The sequence below is a fragment of the Albidovulum sp. genome (genome assembly GCF_041919395.1).
Classification (GTDB): domain Bacteria; phylum Pseudomonadota; class Alphaproteobacteria; order Rhodobacterales; family Rhodobacteraceae; genus Albidovulum.
Window position 1 is genome coordinate 1 of sequence record NZ_JAYRTX010000092.1, and the last position, 13,720, is coordinate 13,720.

A 13,720-nucleotide genomic window follows, 5' to 3' on the forward strand; every position below is an offset into this window, starting at 1 on the left:
CGCCGTGACCTTGGTCAGGATCGTGTGCTCGTTGTCCCAGTACGCCGGGTTCGGCTCCATCACGACCTTTTCGCCGAGGATGTGCTCCTTCAAGAGATAGGCGCCGTTGCCGACGAGGTTGCCGGGCTCGGTCCACTTGTCGCCGAACTGTTCGATCGCCTTCTGGTTCACCGGGAAGGTGGAGGCATGGGTCAGCATTTTCGGGAAATAGGGCAGGGGCGCCTCGATCGTCACCTCGAAGGTGTGGTCGTCCACCGCCTTCACGCCGAGGTCATCCACCGGCGCCTCGCCGGCAATGATCTTGGAGGCGTTCTTCACCTGCATCAATTCCATGTACCAGGCATATTCCGATGCCGTCTTCGGATCGGCCAGCCGCTTCCAGGCATAGACGAAGTCCTGCGCGGTGACCGGGTCGCCGTTCGACCACTTGGCATTGTCGCGCAGATGGAAGGTGTAGACGGTCTTGTCGTCGGAAAGCTCGTGATCGGTAGCCACGCCGGGGACGAGTCCGCCGTTCTGGTCCTCGTTGTAGAGCCCTTCGAAGAGCGCGCGCAGGATGCCGGAGCCTTCGACATCGGTGTTGATCTGCGGATCCATCGACTTGATCGCGTCGAGAAGCCAGTAGGTGTACTCCTGGTTCTCGGCCAGCGTCTCGCCCGGTTGCACCTGGGCGGCAATCGCCGGAAGGCAGAGACCGACGCTGAGCACGGTCGTCAGAAGAAGCTTGTTCATCATGGGAAATCCTCCTGCTGGTTGAGCGGCGTCCTTGAGATGTGCCGCGCAAGATGGACAGAGCCTAGTGTCCGCGTCCCGGCTGGCAAGCGAAATGCGCCGGGACGAAACGGGTACGTGGCGTAAGATTGACAACCCAACCTGGCAGAGTGATCGATCGGTGAGAGGAATTGTCGCCCAAGCCTGGCCGTTATGCCCGACGTCGCCACCGCTTTCGGTCGAGCTGGCACACTCCCGCCCCGACTCAGGCACCGCGTCAGCGACCGAGCGTCAGGACCACGGGACGAGCGGCGGTTCCGAAGCATCGCTGATGCCCTGCAATGAGGTTTCCGTCACGCACCGCGAACGATGTGAAAATGCCGGACAAGACGAAGTTGGTGTCCGGCAGCCTCCAGGCCCCCTCCTCGATCCGGAACGGCTGGATCATCCGGCCGACGAGCCAGTCGGCAAAGGCTTCCTCGCTGTTGGCGAGTTCGGTCGAGGCCCTGCCATTCCCCACCAGGTGGCCTGAGGAAGGGCGCGTCTTGAGACGCACGCAAGCCCCGTGACAGACGAGGGCGACGACCTTGCCGGCTTGCCGGTGCATGCCGACCTGCTAGAGAGGCGCCATGCCGCTCCTGCTCCTCATCCTTCTGGCCTCGGTCGTCGTCTACCTCTGGCTCGCCCGCCGCGGCTCCACGGTCACCCGCGCCTGCCGCTGGCGGCTCGACCGGTCGGGCGGGCCCGAGCACTACCGTTGCGCCGCCTGCGGCGCTGAAACCGACGGCCGCCCGCGCCATTGCCTGCGCGCACGCTGATGGCGGTTGACCGGCCGGCCCCCCGTCGCCAAGGATGCCGGCGACACGAGGTGCCCCGATGAAGCCCGACCTTCCCGAAACTCCGCGGCCCGCCGACGCCGATCTGCGCCGCGCCGTGCCGCCGGTGATCTGCTACCCGACCGAGACCCTGCCGCAAGCGCCGATGGCGCTTTACCGCGCCGCCCGTGCGACCCTCCGCCCCGTGGCCGAAGTCACGGCGCCGCCGCGCGAAGCCGCCTGCTTCCGTGTGCCGGCGGGCCATTTCTTCCGCGTCGGTTCGATCGAGGGGCCGCAGGTCGGCGATCTCAACCTCTGGAACGCGGCCGACCTTTCCGAACGCTTCTACTCCGGCAAGACCCGCGCGCTCCATGGCACGCATCTGTCCACCGGCGACCGGCTCTGGTCCTGCTTCCCGCACCTTCGGCCGATGGCGACGATCACCCATGACACACTCGACTGGTACGGGTTCGACGGCTTTGGCGGCGCCGTGCACGACGTGATCGGCACGCGCTGCGATCCCTACACCCACAACCTTCTCAGCCATGGCGGCCAGTACCATCACTGCTGCCATTCGAACCTTACCCGTGCACTGGCGTCCCAAACCGGCCTTCACCCGCGCGAGGCCGAAGGTCACGTCCACGACGTCCTCAACGTCTTCATGTGCACCGGATTCAGCCGCGAGACCGGCCAGTATTTCATGAAGGCCTCGCCGGTGCGCCCGGGCGATTTCCTGGAGTTCTTCGCCGAGATCGACCTTCTCGGTGCGCTCTCGGCCTGTCCCGGCGGGGATTGTTCGGCCGAGCATTCCTCGGACGCGGCCGCCTGCTTCCCGCTCCGCGTCGAGATCCTCGCGCCCGATCCGGCAGCCCTGGCCGGCTGGCAGCCACCCGCGCCGAGCGGTTACGACCGCAGCCACGGCCTCTGATCGCCTTGCGGCGCGAATGCCTCGGGGACGGGATCGGCGCCCCGCGGTGTCAGGATCGCACGTAGTGAAGCCCGGTAAACCGCTGGCGCAGGGCGGCCACCTCGCCCGCCAGCGCGGCCGGGTCGTTCGACCTCAGCGCGGCCGCGATCAGCCGCGCAAGCGCCGGCGCATCGGCCTCCGTCACACCGCGCCGGACGATCTCCGGCGTGCCGAGACGCAGGCCGTTCAGATCGCCCGGAACCTCGGGCAATGGCAGCCCGATGCCGCAGGCGAGGAAGCCTGCCTTCCGCAAGGTCTTCGATGCCGTCTGACCGCCGCCAAAGGCGGCTGCCTCGACGGCGAACTGATGCGAGGCGGTGAAGCCGCGGTCCGCACCGTAAACCGGCAGTCCCTCGGCCGCGAGCGCTGCGGCCAGCGCCTGCGCGACCGAGATCATCCTCGCGGCGTAGTCGCGCCCGAACTCCCGCCAGTCGAGCAGGGTCAGCGCCAGCGCCGCCACCCGGCCCGCGTCGAAATTCGCCGTCATGCCGGGAAAGGCGATGTGGTCGAGCCGTTCGGCGATGGCGGCGTCGTTCGTCACGATCAGCCCGCCTGCGGGGCCGCCCAGGCTCTTGTAGGTGGACATCGTCATCAGATGCGCGCCTTCGGCCAGGGGATTTGCCCAGGCGCCGCCGGCGATGATGCCGCACTGGTGCGCGGCGTCGAACATCAGCGCCGCCCCCACCTCATCGGCGATGGCGCGCGCCGCGCGCACGGGATGCGGCCAGAGATTGAGCGATCCGCCGAGCGTGATGATCTTCGGCCGGACCTTCAATGCAAGCGCGCGCAACCCGTCGAGGTCCACGGTGTAGCCATCCGCATCGACCGGCGCAGGGTGGGTGACGAGCCCGTAGAGCCCGGCACAGCCGGCCTCGTGATGGGTCACGTGGCCGCCGACCGTCGCCGGCGGGGCGATGATCGTGTCGCCCGGCCGTGCCAGTGCCATGAAGGCATAGAGGTTGGCCATCGCGCCGGAAAAGACCCGCACTTCGGCATAGGCGGCACCAAAGATTTCCGCGGCGAGCTCGGCGGCAATGACCTCGATTTCCTCGATGGCCTCGAGCCCCATCTCGTACTTGTCGCCGGGATAGCCGAGCGAAGGGCGCGACCCCATCCCGCGCGCCAGCGCCGCCTCCGCCTTGGGGTTCATCACGTTCGTCGCCGGATTGAGGTTGAAGCAGTCGTGGTCATGGATCGCGGCGTTGCGTGTGATCAGGGCCTCTATCCGGGCCGCAACCTCGGCCTGGGGCGCGGCGGCGCCGGCGGCGTGGCGAGCGATCAGACCCTCGCAGGCGGCGGGCACCCAGGGGCGGCGGGCAAGGTGTGGCATGGGCGTCTCCTTCCTGACGGCGAGGGAAGCAGAACGCGTCGCTGCATGCAATGGCGGAGGGTCAGACGCCGACGTCGACCGGTGCCGCGGCCAGCCGGCGCAGGAGCCTCAGCCGGCGCCGGACCGGCCACCAGTCGTAGAGGAAGGTCTCGAGCGGCTTCCAGTTCGACACCCAGCCGAGAATGATCAGGCTTTCGCGCATCACACTGGCGACCGGCCCTTCGCCGAAATGCGTCCGGACAAGCTGGCTCCCGACGAGACAGAGACCGAGGATCACGACTCCGATGGCCAGGTAGTGCCGGCCCACCCGGAACAGCTCGCGCAGTGCACGTTCCGTCGTGAGGGCAAGATAGCCGAAATGGTGGCTGACGGCCCCCGCGATCTGCCCCGCCTCGGGCCTCTGCACCTCATCCGCCGGCAGATGGATCACGATCCTGAGCGCTGCCGCTTCCGGCAGGTCGCCGGCCCAGCCGGCGATGTAGTCAGCCGCCTCGCGATCGAGGTCGCGCTCGTGGAAGGGCGAGGGGTCGAGCGACTCGAAGAGCTGTTCGATCCGTGCCACGCGAATCTCGATCGGCCCCGAGGGGAGGGGGGCAGTCGCCATGGTGTCAGCCGAGCGCCGCTTCGAGCGCGATCTCGACCATGTCGCCGAAACTCCGCTCGCGGTCCTCCGCAGGCAGCGCCTCGTGCGTGAGAAGGTGGTCGGAAATCGTCAGCACGGCCAGCGCGCGCACGCCGTGGCGGGCGGCGACGGCGTAGAGTTCGGCCGCCTCCATCTCCACCGCGAGGACACCGTGCCGCTTCAGCGCCTCCATCAGGTCGGGCCGCTCGTCGTAGAAGACGTCGGAGGAATGGATGCCGCCGACATGGAATCGTATGCCCCGGGTCCGCGCGGCGGCGACGGCCCTTTCGAGAAGCCCGTAGTCGGCGCAGGGGGCGAAGTTCATCTCGCGGAAGAAGCCGCGCGAGGGCGTGGCCAGGGTGGAGGAGGTCATGGCAATCACCACGTCGCGCACCTTCACCGCCTCCTGCATCGCCCCGGCCGAGCCGATGCGGATCAGGGTCTTGGCGCCGTAGTCGCGGATGAGTTCGTTGGCATAGATCGAGAGCGAGGGCATCCCCATCCCTGAGCCGTGGATGGTGACGGGGTGGCTCTTCCATGTGCCGGTGAAGCCGAGCATCCCGCGCACCTGATTGACGCAGGTGGCGTGCTTGAGAAACGTCTCCGCCGCCCATCTGGCGCGGTAGGGATCGCCGGGCATGAGGACGGTTTCGGCGATCTCGCCGGGTTTGGCACCGATATGGAAGGACATGTGATTTCCTTCTTCCTGTTTCGGACATTTGCGCGAAGTCCTCATTCCGAGGCAAGGCATTCACTCTTGTCGTAGTCAAGGCCGTGGGCCAGCATTGAAATCGCGGGAATCGAACGGGGTCAGGCAATGGCGACGGAACCGGGCGGGATGCGTCCTATTGTACTCAAGGCCGTCGGAGGTGTCGCAACGGCAATCTTCGGCGGCGTGGTGGCCCTCGTTGGGGCACAGATGTCTACCGAGGCGACGAGGGACGCGACGGCGGAAGCGAAGCGCGCGACCGATACGGATTACATCGAACGCATCGTAAGAGCCGAAATAAACGGCAACCGGTTCATTGAACAACTCGGAGAAATCGACAACAGGCTGAAAGCGCTCGAACGGCGCGCAGACGCTCCCGCCGTGGGAGACGAGGAAAAAGCGCGCCTTGACGCGATCGAAAAGGAGCTGTCCGACTTGCGTCGCGCCGGCACGGGGCCGGCGGCTGTCGATCTCGACACTCTTGCCGCCTTGCTGGCGCGTGACCACGCAGACATCTTGCGCGGACCGGCGGGAGTGCAGGGTCCACAGGGACCGCAGGGCCTGCCCGGCCCTGCGGGTCCGCAAGGGCAGACCGGCGCCTCCGCCGCCGCCCTGCCGCAGGCAGTGCCGTCGGCCGGGGCGGCGCAGGCCGCGGGCGGCGCGTTGATAGCTGCGAATTCGTGTCTGGACATCGCCGGAAAGCCGTCGATGCCGGCAGTGACCTTTCAGGATGGGGCGATGATCTGCGAAGGCGCAACGCCACTTGCCGTATTGCGCAACCGGTCCTCGCTGCCGGGAAGGGTCGACTTCTCGCCGATTGGCGGTCGCGCTCTTGTTCTTGGGCCGAGCGAACAGGCCAAGATCGGCGACGGCGGACGTATATTCTTTCTGATCAGCGCTGACCGGGACGCCGGGACCCTGATAGGGGGAATCCGCTGATTCCCCTCACTCCGCCGCTTCGGCCTTCGGCTCCGCCACGGCCACGATGTCGAACATGATCCGGTTCAGCTCGAAATCCTTGGGCGTGTAGACCCGCACCACGCCCAACTCGCGCAGTTTCGTGGCATCCTCGTCCGGGATGATCCCGCCGACGACGACCGGCACGTCGGAAAGGCCTGCGGCGCGCATCCGCTCCATCACCTCGGCGATGAGCGGCAGGTGGCTGCCCGAGAGGATCGAAAGCCCCACCACATGCGCCTGGGTGTCCGCCGCCGCCTCGACGATCTCGGCCGGCGTCAGGCGGATGCCCTCGTAGGTGATGTCCATGCCGCAGTCGCGGGCGCGGGCGGCGATCTGTTCGGCGCCGTTCGAATGGCCGTCGAGCCCGGGCTTGCCCATCAGGAACGTCAGCCGCCGGCCAAGGCGCGTGGACACGGCATCGACGGCATTGCGGATGTCGTCGAGCCCTTCGGTGCGGTTCGAGGGACTTTTCGCCACCCCGGTAGGCCCGCGATACTCGCCGTGGACCTGCCGCATGACACCCGCCCATTCGCCGGTGGTGACGCCGGCCTTCGCGCAGGCGATGGACGCGGGCATGACGTTCCGCCCCGCAGTCGCTGCCGAGCGCAGCTCGGTCAGCGCTGCGTCCACCGCGCCCTGATCGCGCGCGGCGCGCCATTCCGCCAGTCGCGCGACCTGATCGGCCTCGACCGAAGGGTCGACGGTCAGGATCGCGCCGTCGCCCGCGGTCAGCGGCGATGGTTCCGCCTCCGTCCAGCGGTTCACCCCGACGACCACGGTTTCCTTCGTCTCGATCCGGTTCAGCCGCTCGGCATTGCTCTCTACCAGCCGCGCCTTCATGTACTCGATGGCGGCGATGGCGCCGCCCATGCCGTCGAGCGTCCTCAGTTCCTCGCGCGCGCCCGCTTTCAGCGCCTCGACCTTGGCGGCGATGGCGGGATTGCCGTCGAAGAGGTCGCCGTATTCGAGAAGGTCGGTCTCGTAGGCGAGGATCTGCTGCATCCGGAGCGACCATTGCTGGTCCCAGGGCCGGGGCAGGCCGAGCGCCTCGTTCCAGGCGGGAAGCTGCACGGCGCGGGCGCGGGCGTTTTTCGACAGCGTCACCGCCAGCATTTCCAGAAGGATGCGGTAGACGTTGTTCTCCGGCTGCTGTTCGGTGAGGCCGAGGGAGTTGACCTGAACGCCATAGCGGAAGCGGCGGAATTTCTCGTCCTCGATGCCGTAGCGGTCGCGGGCGATCTCGTCCCAGAGCTCGGTGAAGGCGCGCATCTTGCAAAGCTCGGTGACGAAGCGGATGCCGGCGTTCACGAAGAACGAGATGCGGCCGGCCATCGCCGGGAAGGCTTCGGGCGCGACCTTGCCCTTGAGATCGTCCAGCACCGCGATAGCGGTGGCGAGCGCGAAGGCCAGCTCCTGCTCCGGCGTCGCGCCCGCCTCTTGCAGATGGTAGGAGCAGACGTTCATCGGGTTCCATTTCGGCAGGTGTTCCGCCGTATAGGCCGCGACGTCGGTGATCATGCGAAGCGAGGGCTTCGGCGGGCAGATATAGGTGCCGCGCGACAGGTATTCCTTGATGATGTCGTTCTGGACCGTGCCCTGCAGGGCGGCGATGTCGGCGCCCTGCTCCCCGGCCACCGCGATATAGAGCGCCAGTAGCCAGGGCGCGGTCGCGTTGATCGTCATCGAGGTGTTCATCTGTTCGAGCGGGATATCCCTGAACAGCATCCGCATGTCGCCCAGATGGCACACGGGCACGCCGACCTTGCCGACCTCGCCGCGCGCAAGCTCGTGGTCGCTGTCATAGCCGGTCTGGGTCGGCAGGTCGAAGGCGACGGAAAGGCCGGTCTGCCCCCGGGCGAGGTTTGCGCGATAAAGCGCGTTCGACTTTTCCGCCGTCGAATGGCCGGCATAGGTGCGGAAGAGCCAGGGCCGGTGCTTGGCTTGACTGTCCTTATTGCGCTCGGTCATCGCGGGGCTCCGGAATCACGCTTGAAACTTTATTTCGTGGAGGCAGAGATAGGCGACATATCCTGACCGTGTCAATTCGCTGCGTTGCGGCATGACGGGATTTACCCGGCCCGGCGTCCCTGCCACGCTCCGGCGCATGTTCCGGCCCGTCACGCTGCCCCTCTGGCTCTTCCTTCTGATCCTCGCCTTCGCGGGGGTCACCTTCGCCTCCCACTTCCTGTTCCCCTCGGTCCGCTGGTTCCTCAGACGCCGGATGGAACGGTTGGTCGAGCGGCTCAACCGCCGGCTTACTCACCCGATCCGGCCCTTCAAGCTGATGGCCCGGCCCGACATGATCGTGCGGCTTGCCCACGACCCGAAGGTGGCGGAAGCCATCGCGGCCGAGGCGGCGGCGACCGGGGTGCCCGAGACGGTGCAGCTTGAACGCGCACGGCGTTATGCGCGCGAGATCGTGCCCGCCTTTTCCGCTACCGTCTATTTCGGCGTCGCCGCCCGCGCGGCCAAGTGGCTCGCGCGGCTCGTCTACCGCGTGCAGGTCGCGCCCTTCCCGGCAATCGGCGACATCGGGGCCGACGCCACCGTCGTGTTCGTGATGAATCACCGCTCCAACATGGACTACGTGCTCGTCACCTGGCTTGCCGCCGACCGCTCGGCGCTTTCCTACGCGGTGGGCGAATGGGCGCGGGTCTGGCCGCTGTCGTGGCTCATCCGCACCTCGGGCGCCTATTTCATCCGCCGAAAATCGGCCAGCCCGCTCTACCGGCGCGTCCTTGCCCGCTATGTCCAGATGGCGACGGAGGAGGGCGTCGCGCAGGCGGTCTTCCCCGAGGGTGGCCTGTCGCTTGACGGCCGGGTGGGCCGCCCAAAGCTCGGCATCCTTTCCTACATCGTCGCAGGCCACCGGCCCGGCGGGCGCGATGTCGTCTTCGTGCCGGTGTCGCTTGCCTACGACCGGGTGATCGAGGACCGCGTGCTGACCGCGGCCGCCGCCACGGGCGAGCGGAGATTCCGTGCCTCTCCCTGGGCAATCCTCCTCTTCCTCGGGCGCCAGTTGCGCAGGGTCTTCACCGGCCGTTTCCAGAAATTCGGCAACGCCTCTGTCAGCTTCGGCCAGCCCCTGTCGCTGTCGGACTTCCTGAGGCAGCCACAGGACGACGTCACCGCGGCACTCGCCGATGAACTGATGCGGCGGATTGCGGCGAACGTGCCGGTCCTGCCGGTACCGCTCATCTGCGCGGCGCTCGGCGCGCAGAAGGAAATGGACATTGCCGCGCTCAACGCCGAGGCGGCCCGGCTTGTCGCGGCTCTGGCCGCGCGCGGGGTACGCCTGGAACTGCCGGGAGGCGACCCTGCCCGCGCCGTGGAGGCGGCACTGGCGATTCTCACGCTCCGAAAGGTCGTCCGCCGCGACGGGTCGCGGCTCACTGTTCCGGCTCGCGATGCCGCCCTCGTCGAGTTCTACGCGGCCCCGGTGGCGCAGCACCTTGCTGCGGCTGCGGCATAGAACTTGAAGGCGCCAAGCCAGTTTTCGTGCAGGCGAAAGTTTTGTGAGACATAAAATTACAAAACAGACCTTATGCTCTATTGCAATGTTGCGCGACGGAACATATTCCTCCGATGGAGGCCGCGACGATTCTGCGTTGCGGCAAAGACTGCAGGAGACGCGGATGGCCCTGGACGTGAAGACCGAGATTGCGCCTTACGACGCACCGGAAAAGGACCTCTACGAGGTTGGCGAGATGCCGCCCCTCGGCTACGTGCCGAAGAAGATGTATGCTTGGTCGATCCGCCGCGAACGCCACGGCGAGCCCGACACCGCGATGCAGGTCGAGGTGGTCGATACCTGGCAGATCGACAGCCAGGAGGTGCTGGTGCTCGTTATGGCCGCGGGCGTCAACTACAACGGCGTCTGGGCCGCGCTCGGCGTGCCGATCAGCCCCTTCGACGGCCACAAGCAACCCTACCACATCGCCGGTTCGGATGCCTCTGGCATCGTCTGGAAGGTCGGCGACAAGGTGAAGCGCTGGAAGGTCGGCGACGAGGTCGTGATCCACTGCAACCAGGACGACGGCGACGACGAGGAATGCAACGGCGGCGATCCGATGTTCTCGCCCTCCCAGCGCATCTGGGGCTACGAGACGCCCGACGGCTCCTTCGCCCAGTTCACCCGGGTCCAGGCCCAGCAGCTCATGCCGCGCCCGAAGCACCTGACCTGGGAAGAGTCGGCCTGCTACACGCTGACGCTCGCCACCGCCTACCGGATGCTCTTCGGTCACCGGCCGCATATCCTGAAACCGGGCGACAACGTGCTGGTCTGGGGCGCGAGCGGGGGGCTCGGCTCCTACGCGATCCAGCTCATCAACGCGGCGGGCGCCAACGCCATCGGCGTGATATCGGAAGAGGACAAGCGCGATTTCGTCATGGGCCTGGGCGCCAAGGGCGTGATCAACCGCAAGAACTTCAACTGCTGGGGCCAGATGCCCAAGGTCAACACGCCCGAATACGCGGCGTGGTTCAAGGAGGCACGCAAGTTCGGTGCGGCCATATGGGAGATCACCGGCAAGGGCAACAACGTCGACATGGTGTTCGAGCACCCCGGCGAGGCGACCTTCCCGGTCTCGGTCTTTGTGGTCAAGCGGGGCGGCATGGTGGTCATCTGCGCCGGCACCACGGGCTACAACCTGACCTTCGACGTGCGCTACCTGTGGATGCACCAGAAGCGGGTGCAGGGCAGCCACTTCGCCAACCTCAAGCAGGCGGCGGCGGCCAACAAGCTGATGCTGGAACGCCGGCTCGATCCCTGCATGTCCGAAGTCTTCCCCTGGGCCGAGATTCCGGCCGCCCACATGAAGATGCGCCGGAACGAGCACAAACCGGGCAACATGGCGGTGCTGGTGCAGGCGCCGCGCACCGGGCTCAGGACCTTCGAGGACGCGCTCGAGGCCGGCCGGCCGCGCTGACTTTGCCCCGGCCGCGAAGGCCGGCGATCCCGCCAGGGACGCGGGCCTTCCCCTTGGGTTCAGGGATCCTCGACGCGAGGCGCCGGGCCATCCCGTCACAACCGGGGGGTTGCAATTGCGGGGCGGTGCTCGGAAGAATTGCTCCCACTGGTTGAGGTGTGGGGCGCATTCCTCCTGCCGGGCGAGGGAACCATGCGATACGACTGGATACTGGATGTGCTGACCGATCTCAGGGCATTTTCCCAGACCAACGGGCTGGAGGCGCTGGCGGCGCAGCTCGAGGGCACCCTCCGCGTCGCCGAAACGGAGATCGGGCAATTGCGCGCTCGCCCCGATGCGGTCCTCATCCCGGATCGCGGTGGAAATCCCGGCGACGTCCAGACCGGCGGCGGCTGAGAACGCCCCACGCAGGCAGTCGCCCGGGGCGCGCCGGGCCGGGGTTGAGTCGTCCGGCCTGATGCCGCTGGAAAGGGGCGCGCGGCCCCTGTAGGGTCGCGGCCATGTCCGCCCCCGCGCTCCGATTTTCCCACGATCAGGCCGAAGCCTGGGACCGTGTCGCCGATGCCTTCGCGGGTGCCGGGATCGACCTCCTGGAAGGCACGCTGCGCCCCGACGCGCCGGCGCGCGGGCAGGTGATGGCGGTCGTCGGCAAGGCCGGCTCGGGCAAGACCATGCTCCTCGCCGCGCTGGCGAAGGCGCTGGCGGGAGCCGGGGTGGACACGATCTCCGGGGACTACGAGGGCCGCCGCCGCAAGGACCGCCGCACGCTCGCGATCCTCGCGCCGACCAACAAGGCGGCGAGCGTGCTGCGGAACCGGGGCGTCCCGGCGACGACGATCCACCGCATCCTCTACACGCCGGTCTACGATCCCGAATACGAGAAGATCGCCGATTGGCTTGCCGGCACCGGCGATCGGCCCGCGATCGAGGGGTTGACGGACCTCGCGCTCGACCGGGCGAAGGCCTTCTACGACCAGGTCAAGTCGATTCCCGGTGCGCTCGCCGCTGCCGGGCTCAGGGGTTCGGACTTCATCCTCGGCTGGAAGCGGCGCGAGGACCCGCTGGACATCGGCTTCGTTGACGAGGCCTCGATGCTCGACGAACGTCAGCTCGCCGACCTGAAGGAGATATTTCCCACGCTGATCCTCTTCGGCGACCCGGCTCAGCTCGCCCCCGTGGGTCAGTCGGGCGAGATGGTCTTCGACCGCCTGCCGGAGGCGCGCAAGCTCACGCTTCACCGTATCCACCGGCAGGAAGAGGACAATCCCATCCTCGATCTCGCCCATGCGCTCGCCGACCCGGAACTCAGCTTCCAGACGTTCGAGGCGATGGTGGCCGATGCCGCGCGGCGCGACGACCGGGTGCGCTGGGCGGAAAGGGTGGATGCGGGGCTCATGGCGCGATCCCCCGCGCTTGTCTGGCGCAACCAGACGCGCATCCGGCTGATCCAGGCGTTCCGCGCTGCCTACGGCGCGCCGCCCGACGAACTCCTGCCCGGCGAGCCCTTGATCTGCGACGGGATCGAGCTGCCGCTGAAGCATCGCAAGAAACGCATCGACCTCGAGGCGCGGGGTCTCATCAAGGGCGCGCAGGTGATCTACCTCGGCCCGGGCAAGAACCCCGGCTTTGCGCGGCTCCATGTCATCGGTGCCGAGGACCCGCAGGTTTCCGCCGCCTCCATCATCAAGATCGAGCTTCCGGACGAGGAGGAGCCTTTCATCCCGGCCGCCGCCACGATGGGCGCGGCCTTCCTGCATGGTGCGGCGGTGACCATCCACAAGGCGCAGGGCTCGCAATGGGACGAGGTGCAGGTCTTCGCGCCCGACCTTTTCGTCGCAGCCCGGACGGGGCGGATGGAGGCGGGGATCCCCCTCTGGAAGCGCCTCGCCTATGTCGCCATCACCCGGGCCGAGACGCGGCTGCACTGGGTCGTGCGCAACCGTCTCGCGCGGCCCGCCCTTCCCCTCACCACCGACGACCTGCCGAAATCCGCCGCCCCCCTTGCGCTCGTGGCCGGCGAGGAAGACTGACTGCACCGTGATCGTGGTGCAAATACGTCTGCCGGAGGCATCCGCCGCTTTCCGTCCCGCGAGCGCCCCGCTAGTCTCGGCTGAAAGGAGGCCCCCATGCGCTGTGTTTTCGTCCAGTTCCGCTGCCAGCCCGGCAAGACCTACGAGGTCGCGAACGAGATATACGACCGCGAGATCGTGTCCGAGCTCTACTCGACCTCCGGCGAGTACGACCTCATCGCCAAGGTCTACATCCCCGACGAGGCCGACGTGGGCCACTGGCTGACCGACAAGCTCTTCGACATTCCCGGCATCGCCCGGACGCTGACGACGATGACCTTCCGGGCCTTCTGAGATGGCCCGGACGCTCGTCGTCACCGGCGCGAGCGCCGGGATCGGCCGGGCCGCGGCCGAGCGATTCCTCGCCGAGGGCTGGAACGTCGCACTCCTCGCCCGCCGGCAGGAACCCTTGGCCGAGGTGGCTGCGGGTCGGCTCGAAGCCCTGCCAATCGTCTGCGACGTCACCGATCCCGCCGGGGTGGAGGCCGCCTTCGACGCGGTCATGCGCCGCTTCGGCCGGATCGACGCTCTCTTCAACAACGCCGGCATTTCGCGCCCCGCGGGTCTCATCGACGAGATTCCGCTGGCCGACTGGTTCGACACGGTTGC

General features: G+C 67.5%; 15 protein-coding genes. 9 read left to right on the forward strand and 6 right to left on the reverse strand.

Annotation, left to right across the window (positions count from 1 at the left end):
* A partial coding sequence (locus ACMUOO_RS13820) for a peptide ABC transporter substrate-binding protein (protein ID WP_413855577.1) occupies nucleotides 1-732 on the reverse strand: 732 nt, incomplete at its 3' end.
* A 256-nt stretch (nucleotides 733-988) separates the two neighbouring features.
* Nucleotides 989-1,318 carry a hypothetical protein gene (locus tag ACMUOO_RS13825; protein ID WP_413855564.1) on the reverse strand — a complete coding sequence of 110 codons (330 nt, stop codon included), beginning with the start codon at nucleotides 1,316-1,318 and terminating at the stop codon, nucleotides 989-991.
* Nucleotides 1,319-1,340: 22 nt separating this feature from the next.
* Between ACMUOO_RS13825 and ACMUOO_RS13830 the strand changes: the two genes are divergently transcribed.
* Both ACMUOO_RS13830 and ACMUOO_RS13835 read left to right on the forward strand, forming a co-directional pair.
* Complete coding sequence (locus ACMUOO_RS13830) at nucleotides 1,341-1,529, forward strand: hypothetical protein (protein WP_301919370.1); 189 nt, start codon at nucleotides 1,341-1,343, stop codon at nucleotides 1,527-1,529.
* 58 nt (nucleotides 1,530-1,587) lie between these two features.
* Complete coding sequence (locus tag ACMUOO_RS13835) at nucleotides 1,588-2,454, forward strand: urea carboxylase-associated family protein (protein WP_413855566.1); 867 nt, start codon at nucleotides 1,588-1,590, stop codon at nucleotides 2,452-2,454.
* A gap of 49 nt (nucleotides 2,455-2,503) precedes the next feature.
* On the opposite strand, the gene glyA is transcribed toward ACMUOO_RS13835, so the two are convergent.
* The 3 genes from glyA to deoD form a co-directional block, all read right to left on the reverse strand.
* Nucleotides 2,504-3,823 (reverse strand): serine hydroxymethyltransferase, encoded by a 1,320-nt coding sequence (gene glyA, locus ACMUOO_RS13840; protein ID WP_301919368.1) that lies wholly within the window; start codon nucleotides 3,821-3,823, stop codon nucleotides 2,504-2,506.
* Between the two features lie 61 nt (nucleotides 3,824-3,884).
* Nucleotides 3,885-4,427: a hypothetical protein gene (locus ACMUOO_RS13845; protein ID WP_301919367.1), complete on the reverse strand. Its 543-nt coding sequence runs from the start codon at nucleotides 4,425-4,427 to the stop codon at nucleotides 3,885-3,887.
* Between the two features lie 4 nt (nucleotides 4,428-4,431).
* Nucleotides 4,432-5,136, reverse strand: a complete 705-nt coding sequence (gene deoD, locus ACMUOO_RS13850) for a purine-nucleoside phosphorylase (protein ID WP_301919366.1) — start codon at nucleotides 5,134-5,136, stop codon at nucleotides 4,432-4,434.
* Between the two features lie 126 nt (nucleotides 5,137-5,262).
* On the opposite strand from deoD, the gene ACMUOO_RS13855 reads away from it, so the two are divergent.
* Nucleotides 5,263-6,093, forward strand: coding sequence for a hypothetical protein (locus ACMUOO_RS13855; RefSeq protein ID WP_301919365.1), 831 nt, complete (start codon nucleotides 5,263-5,265; stop codon nucleotides 6,091-6,093).
* Between the two features lie 6 nt (nucleotides 6,094-6,099).
* Here ACMUOO_RS13855 and ACMUOO_RS13860 read toward each other — a convergent pair whose 3' ends face one another.
* Nucleotides 6,100-8,082, reverse strand: coding sequence for a protein meaA (locus ACMUOO_RS13860; protein WP_301919364.1), 1,983 nt, complete (start codon nucleotides 8,080-8,082; stop codon nucleotides 6,100-6,102).
* A 91-nt stretch (nucleotides 8,083-8,173) separates the two neighbouring features.
* Between ACMUOO_RS13860 and ACMUOO_RS13865 the strand changes: the two genes are divergently transcribed.
* The 6 genes from ACMUOO_RS13865 to ACMUOO_RS13890 all read left to right on the forward strand — a co-directional run.
* The gene (locus tag ACMUOO_RS13865) at nucleotides 8,174-9,586 is read left to right on the forward strand and encodes a 1-acyl-sn-glycerol-3-phosphate acyltransferase (protein ID WP_413855569.1); all 1,413 of its coding nucleotides are present in this window, start codon (nucleotides 8,174-8,176) and stop codon (nucleotides 9,584-9,586) included.
* A gap of 163 nt (nucleotides 9,587-9,749) precedes the next feature.
* Nucleotides 9,750-11,042, forward strand: a complete 1,293-nt coding sequence (gene ccrA / locus ACMUOO_RS13870; RefSeq protein ID WP_301919362.1) for a crotonyl-CoA carboxylase/reductase — start codon at nucleotides 9,750-9,752, stop codon at nucleotides 11,040-11,042.
* 192 nt (nucleotides 11,043-11,234) lie between these two features.
* A complete protein-coding gene (locus ACMUOO_RS13875) occupies nucleotides 11,235-11,438 on the forward strand; it encodes a hypothetical protein (RefSeq protein ID WP_413855571.1) in 204 nt (67 codons plus the stop codon).
* Nucleotides 11,439-11,542: 104 nt separating this feature from the next.
* Entirely contained in the window at nucleotides 11,543-13,072 is a 1,530-nt protein-coding gene (locus tag ACMUOO_RS13880; RefSeq protein WP_413855573.1) for an AAA family ATPase, read from the forward strand.
* 96 nt (nucleotides 13,073-13,168) lie between these two features.
* Nucleotides 13,169-13,405: an Lrp/AsnC family transcriptional regulator gene (locus ACMUOO_RS13885; RefSeq protein ID WP_301919359.1), complete on the forward strand. Its 237-nt coding sequence runs from the start codon at nucleotides 13,169-13,171 to the stop codon at nucleotides 13,403-13,405.
* A 1-nt stretch (nucleotide 13,406) separates the two neighbouring features.
* Nucleotides 13,407-13,720: SDR family oxidoreductase (locus tag ACMUOO_RS13890; protein ID WP_413855575.1), on the forward strand; the 314-nt coding region annotated here is incomplete at its 3' end.

Excerpts from the sequence above, each read along its gene's own strand:
- ACMUOO_RS13825 (WP_413855564.1), bottom strand. The coding sequence starts at position 1,318 with ATGCACCGGCAAGCCGGCAAGGTCGTCGCCCTCGTCTGTCACGGGGCT.
- ACMUOO_RS13885 (WP_301919359.1), top strand. The coding sequence starts at position 13,169 with ATGCGCTGTGTTTTCGTCCAGTTCCGCTGCCAGCCCGGCAAGACCTAC.
- glyA (WP_301919368.1), bottom strand. The coding sequence starts at position 3,823 with ATGCCACACCTTGCCCGCCGCCCCTGGGTGCCCGCCGCCTGCGAGGGT.
- ACMUOO_RS13865 (WP_413855569.1), top strand. The coding sequence starts at position 8,174 with ATGACGGGATTTACCCGGCCCGGCGTCCCTGCCACGCTCCGGCGCATG.
- ACMUOO_RS13880 (WP_413855573.1), top strand. The coding sequence starts at position 11,543 with ATGTCCGCCCCCGCGCTCCGATTTTCCCACGATCAGGCCGAAGCCTGG.
- ACMUOO_RS13835 (WP_413855566.1), top strand. The coding sequence starts at position 1,588 with ATGAAGCCCGACCTTCCCGAAACTCCGCGGCCCGCCGACGCCGATCTG.
- ACMUOO_RS13845 (WP_301919367.1), bottom strand. The coding sequence starts at position 4,427 with ATGGCGACTGCCCCCCTCCCCTCGGGGCCGATCGAGATTCGCGTGGCA.
- deoD (WP_301919366.1), bottom strand. The coding sequence starts at position 5,136 with ATGTCCTTCCATATCGGTGCCAAACCCGGCGAGATCGCCGAAACCGTC.
- ACMUOO_RS13875 (WP_413855571.1), top strand. The coding sequence starts at position 11,235 with ATGCGATACGACTGGATACTGGATGTGCTGACCGATCTCAGGGCATTT.
- ACMUOO_RS13860 (WP_301919364.1), bottom strand. The coding sequence starts at position 8,082 with ATGACCGAGCGCAATAAGGACAGTCAAGCCAAGCACCGGCCCTGGCTC.
- ccrA (WP_301919362.1), top strand. The coding sequence starts at position 9,750 with ATGGCCCTGGACGTGAAGACCGAGATTGCGCCTTACGACGCACCGGAA.
- ACMUOO_RS13855 (WP_301919365.1), top strand. The coding sequence starts at position 5,263 with ATGGCGACGGAACCGGGCGGGATGCGTCCTATTGTACTCAAGGCCGTC.
- ACMUOO_RS13830 (WP_301919370.1), top strand. The coding sequence starts at position 1,341 with ATGCCGCTCCTGCTCCTCATCCTTCTGGCCTCGGTCGTCGTCTACCTC.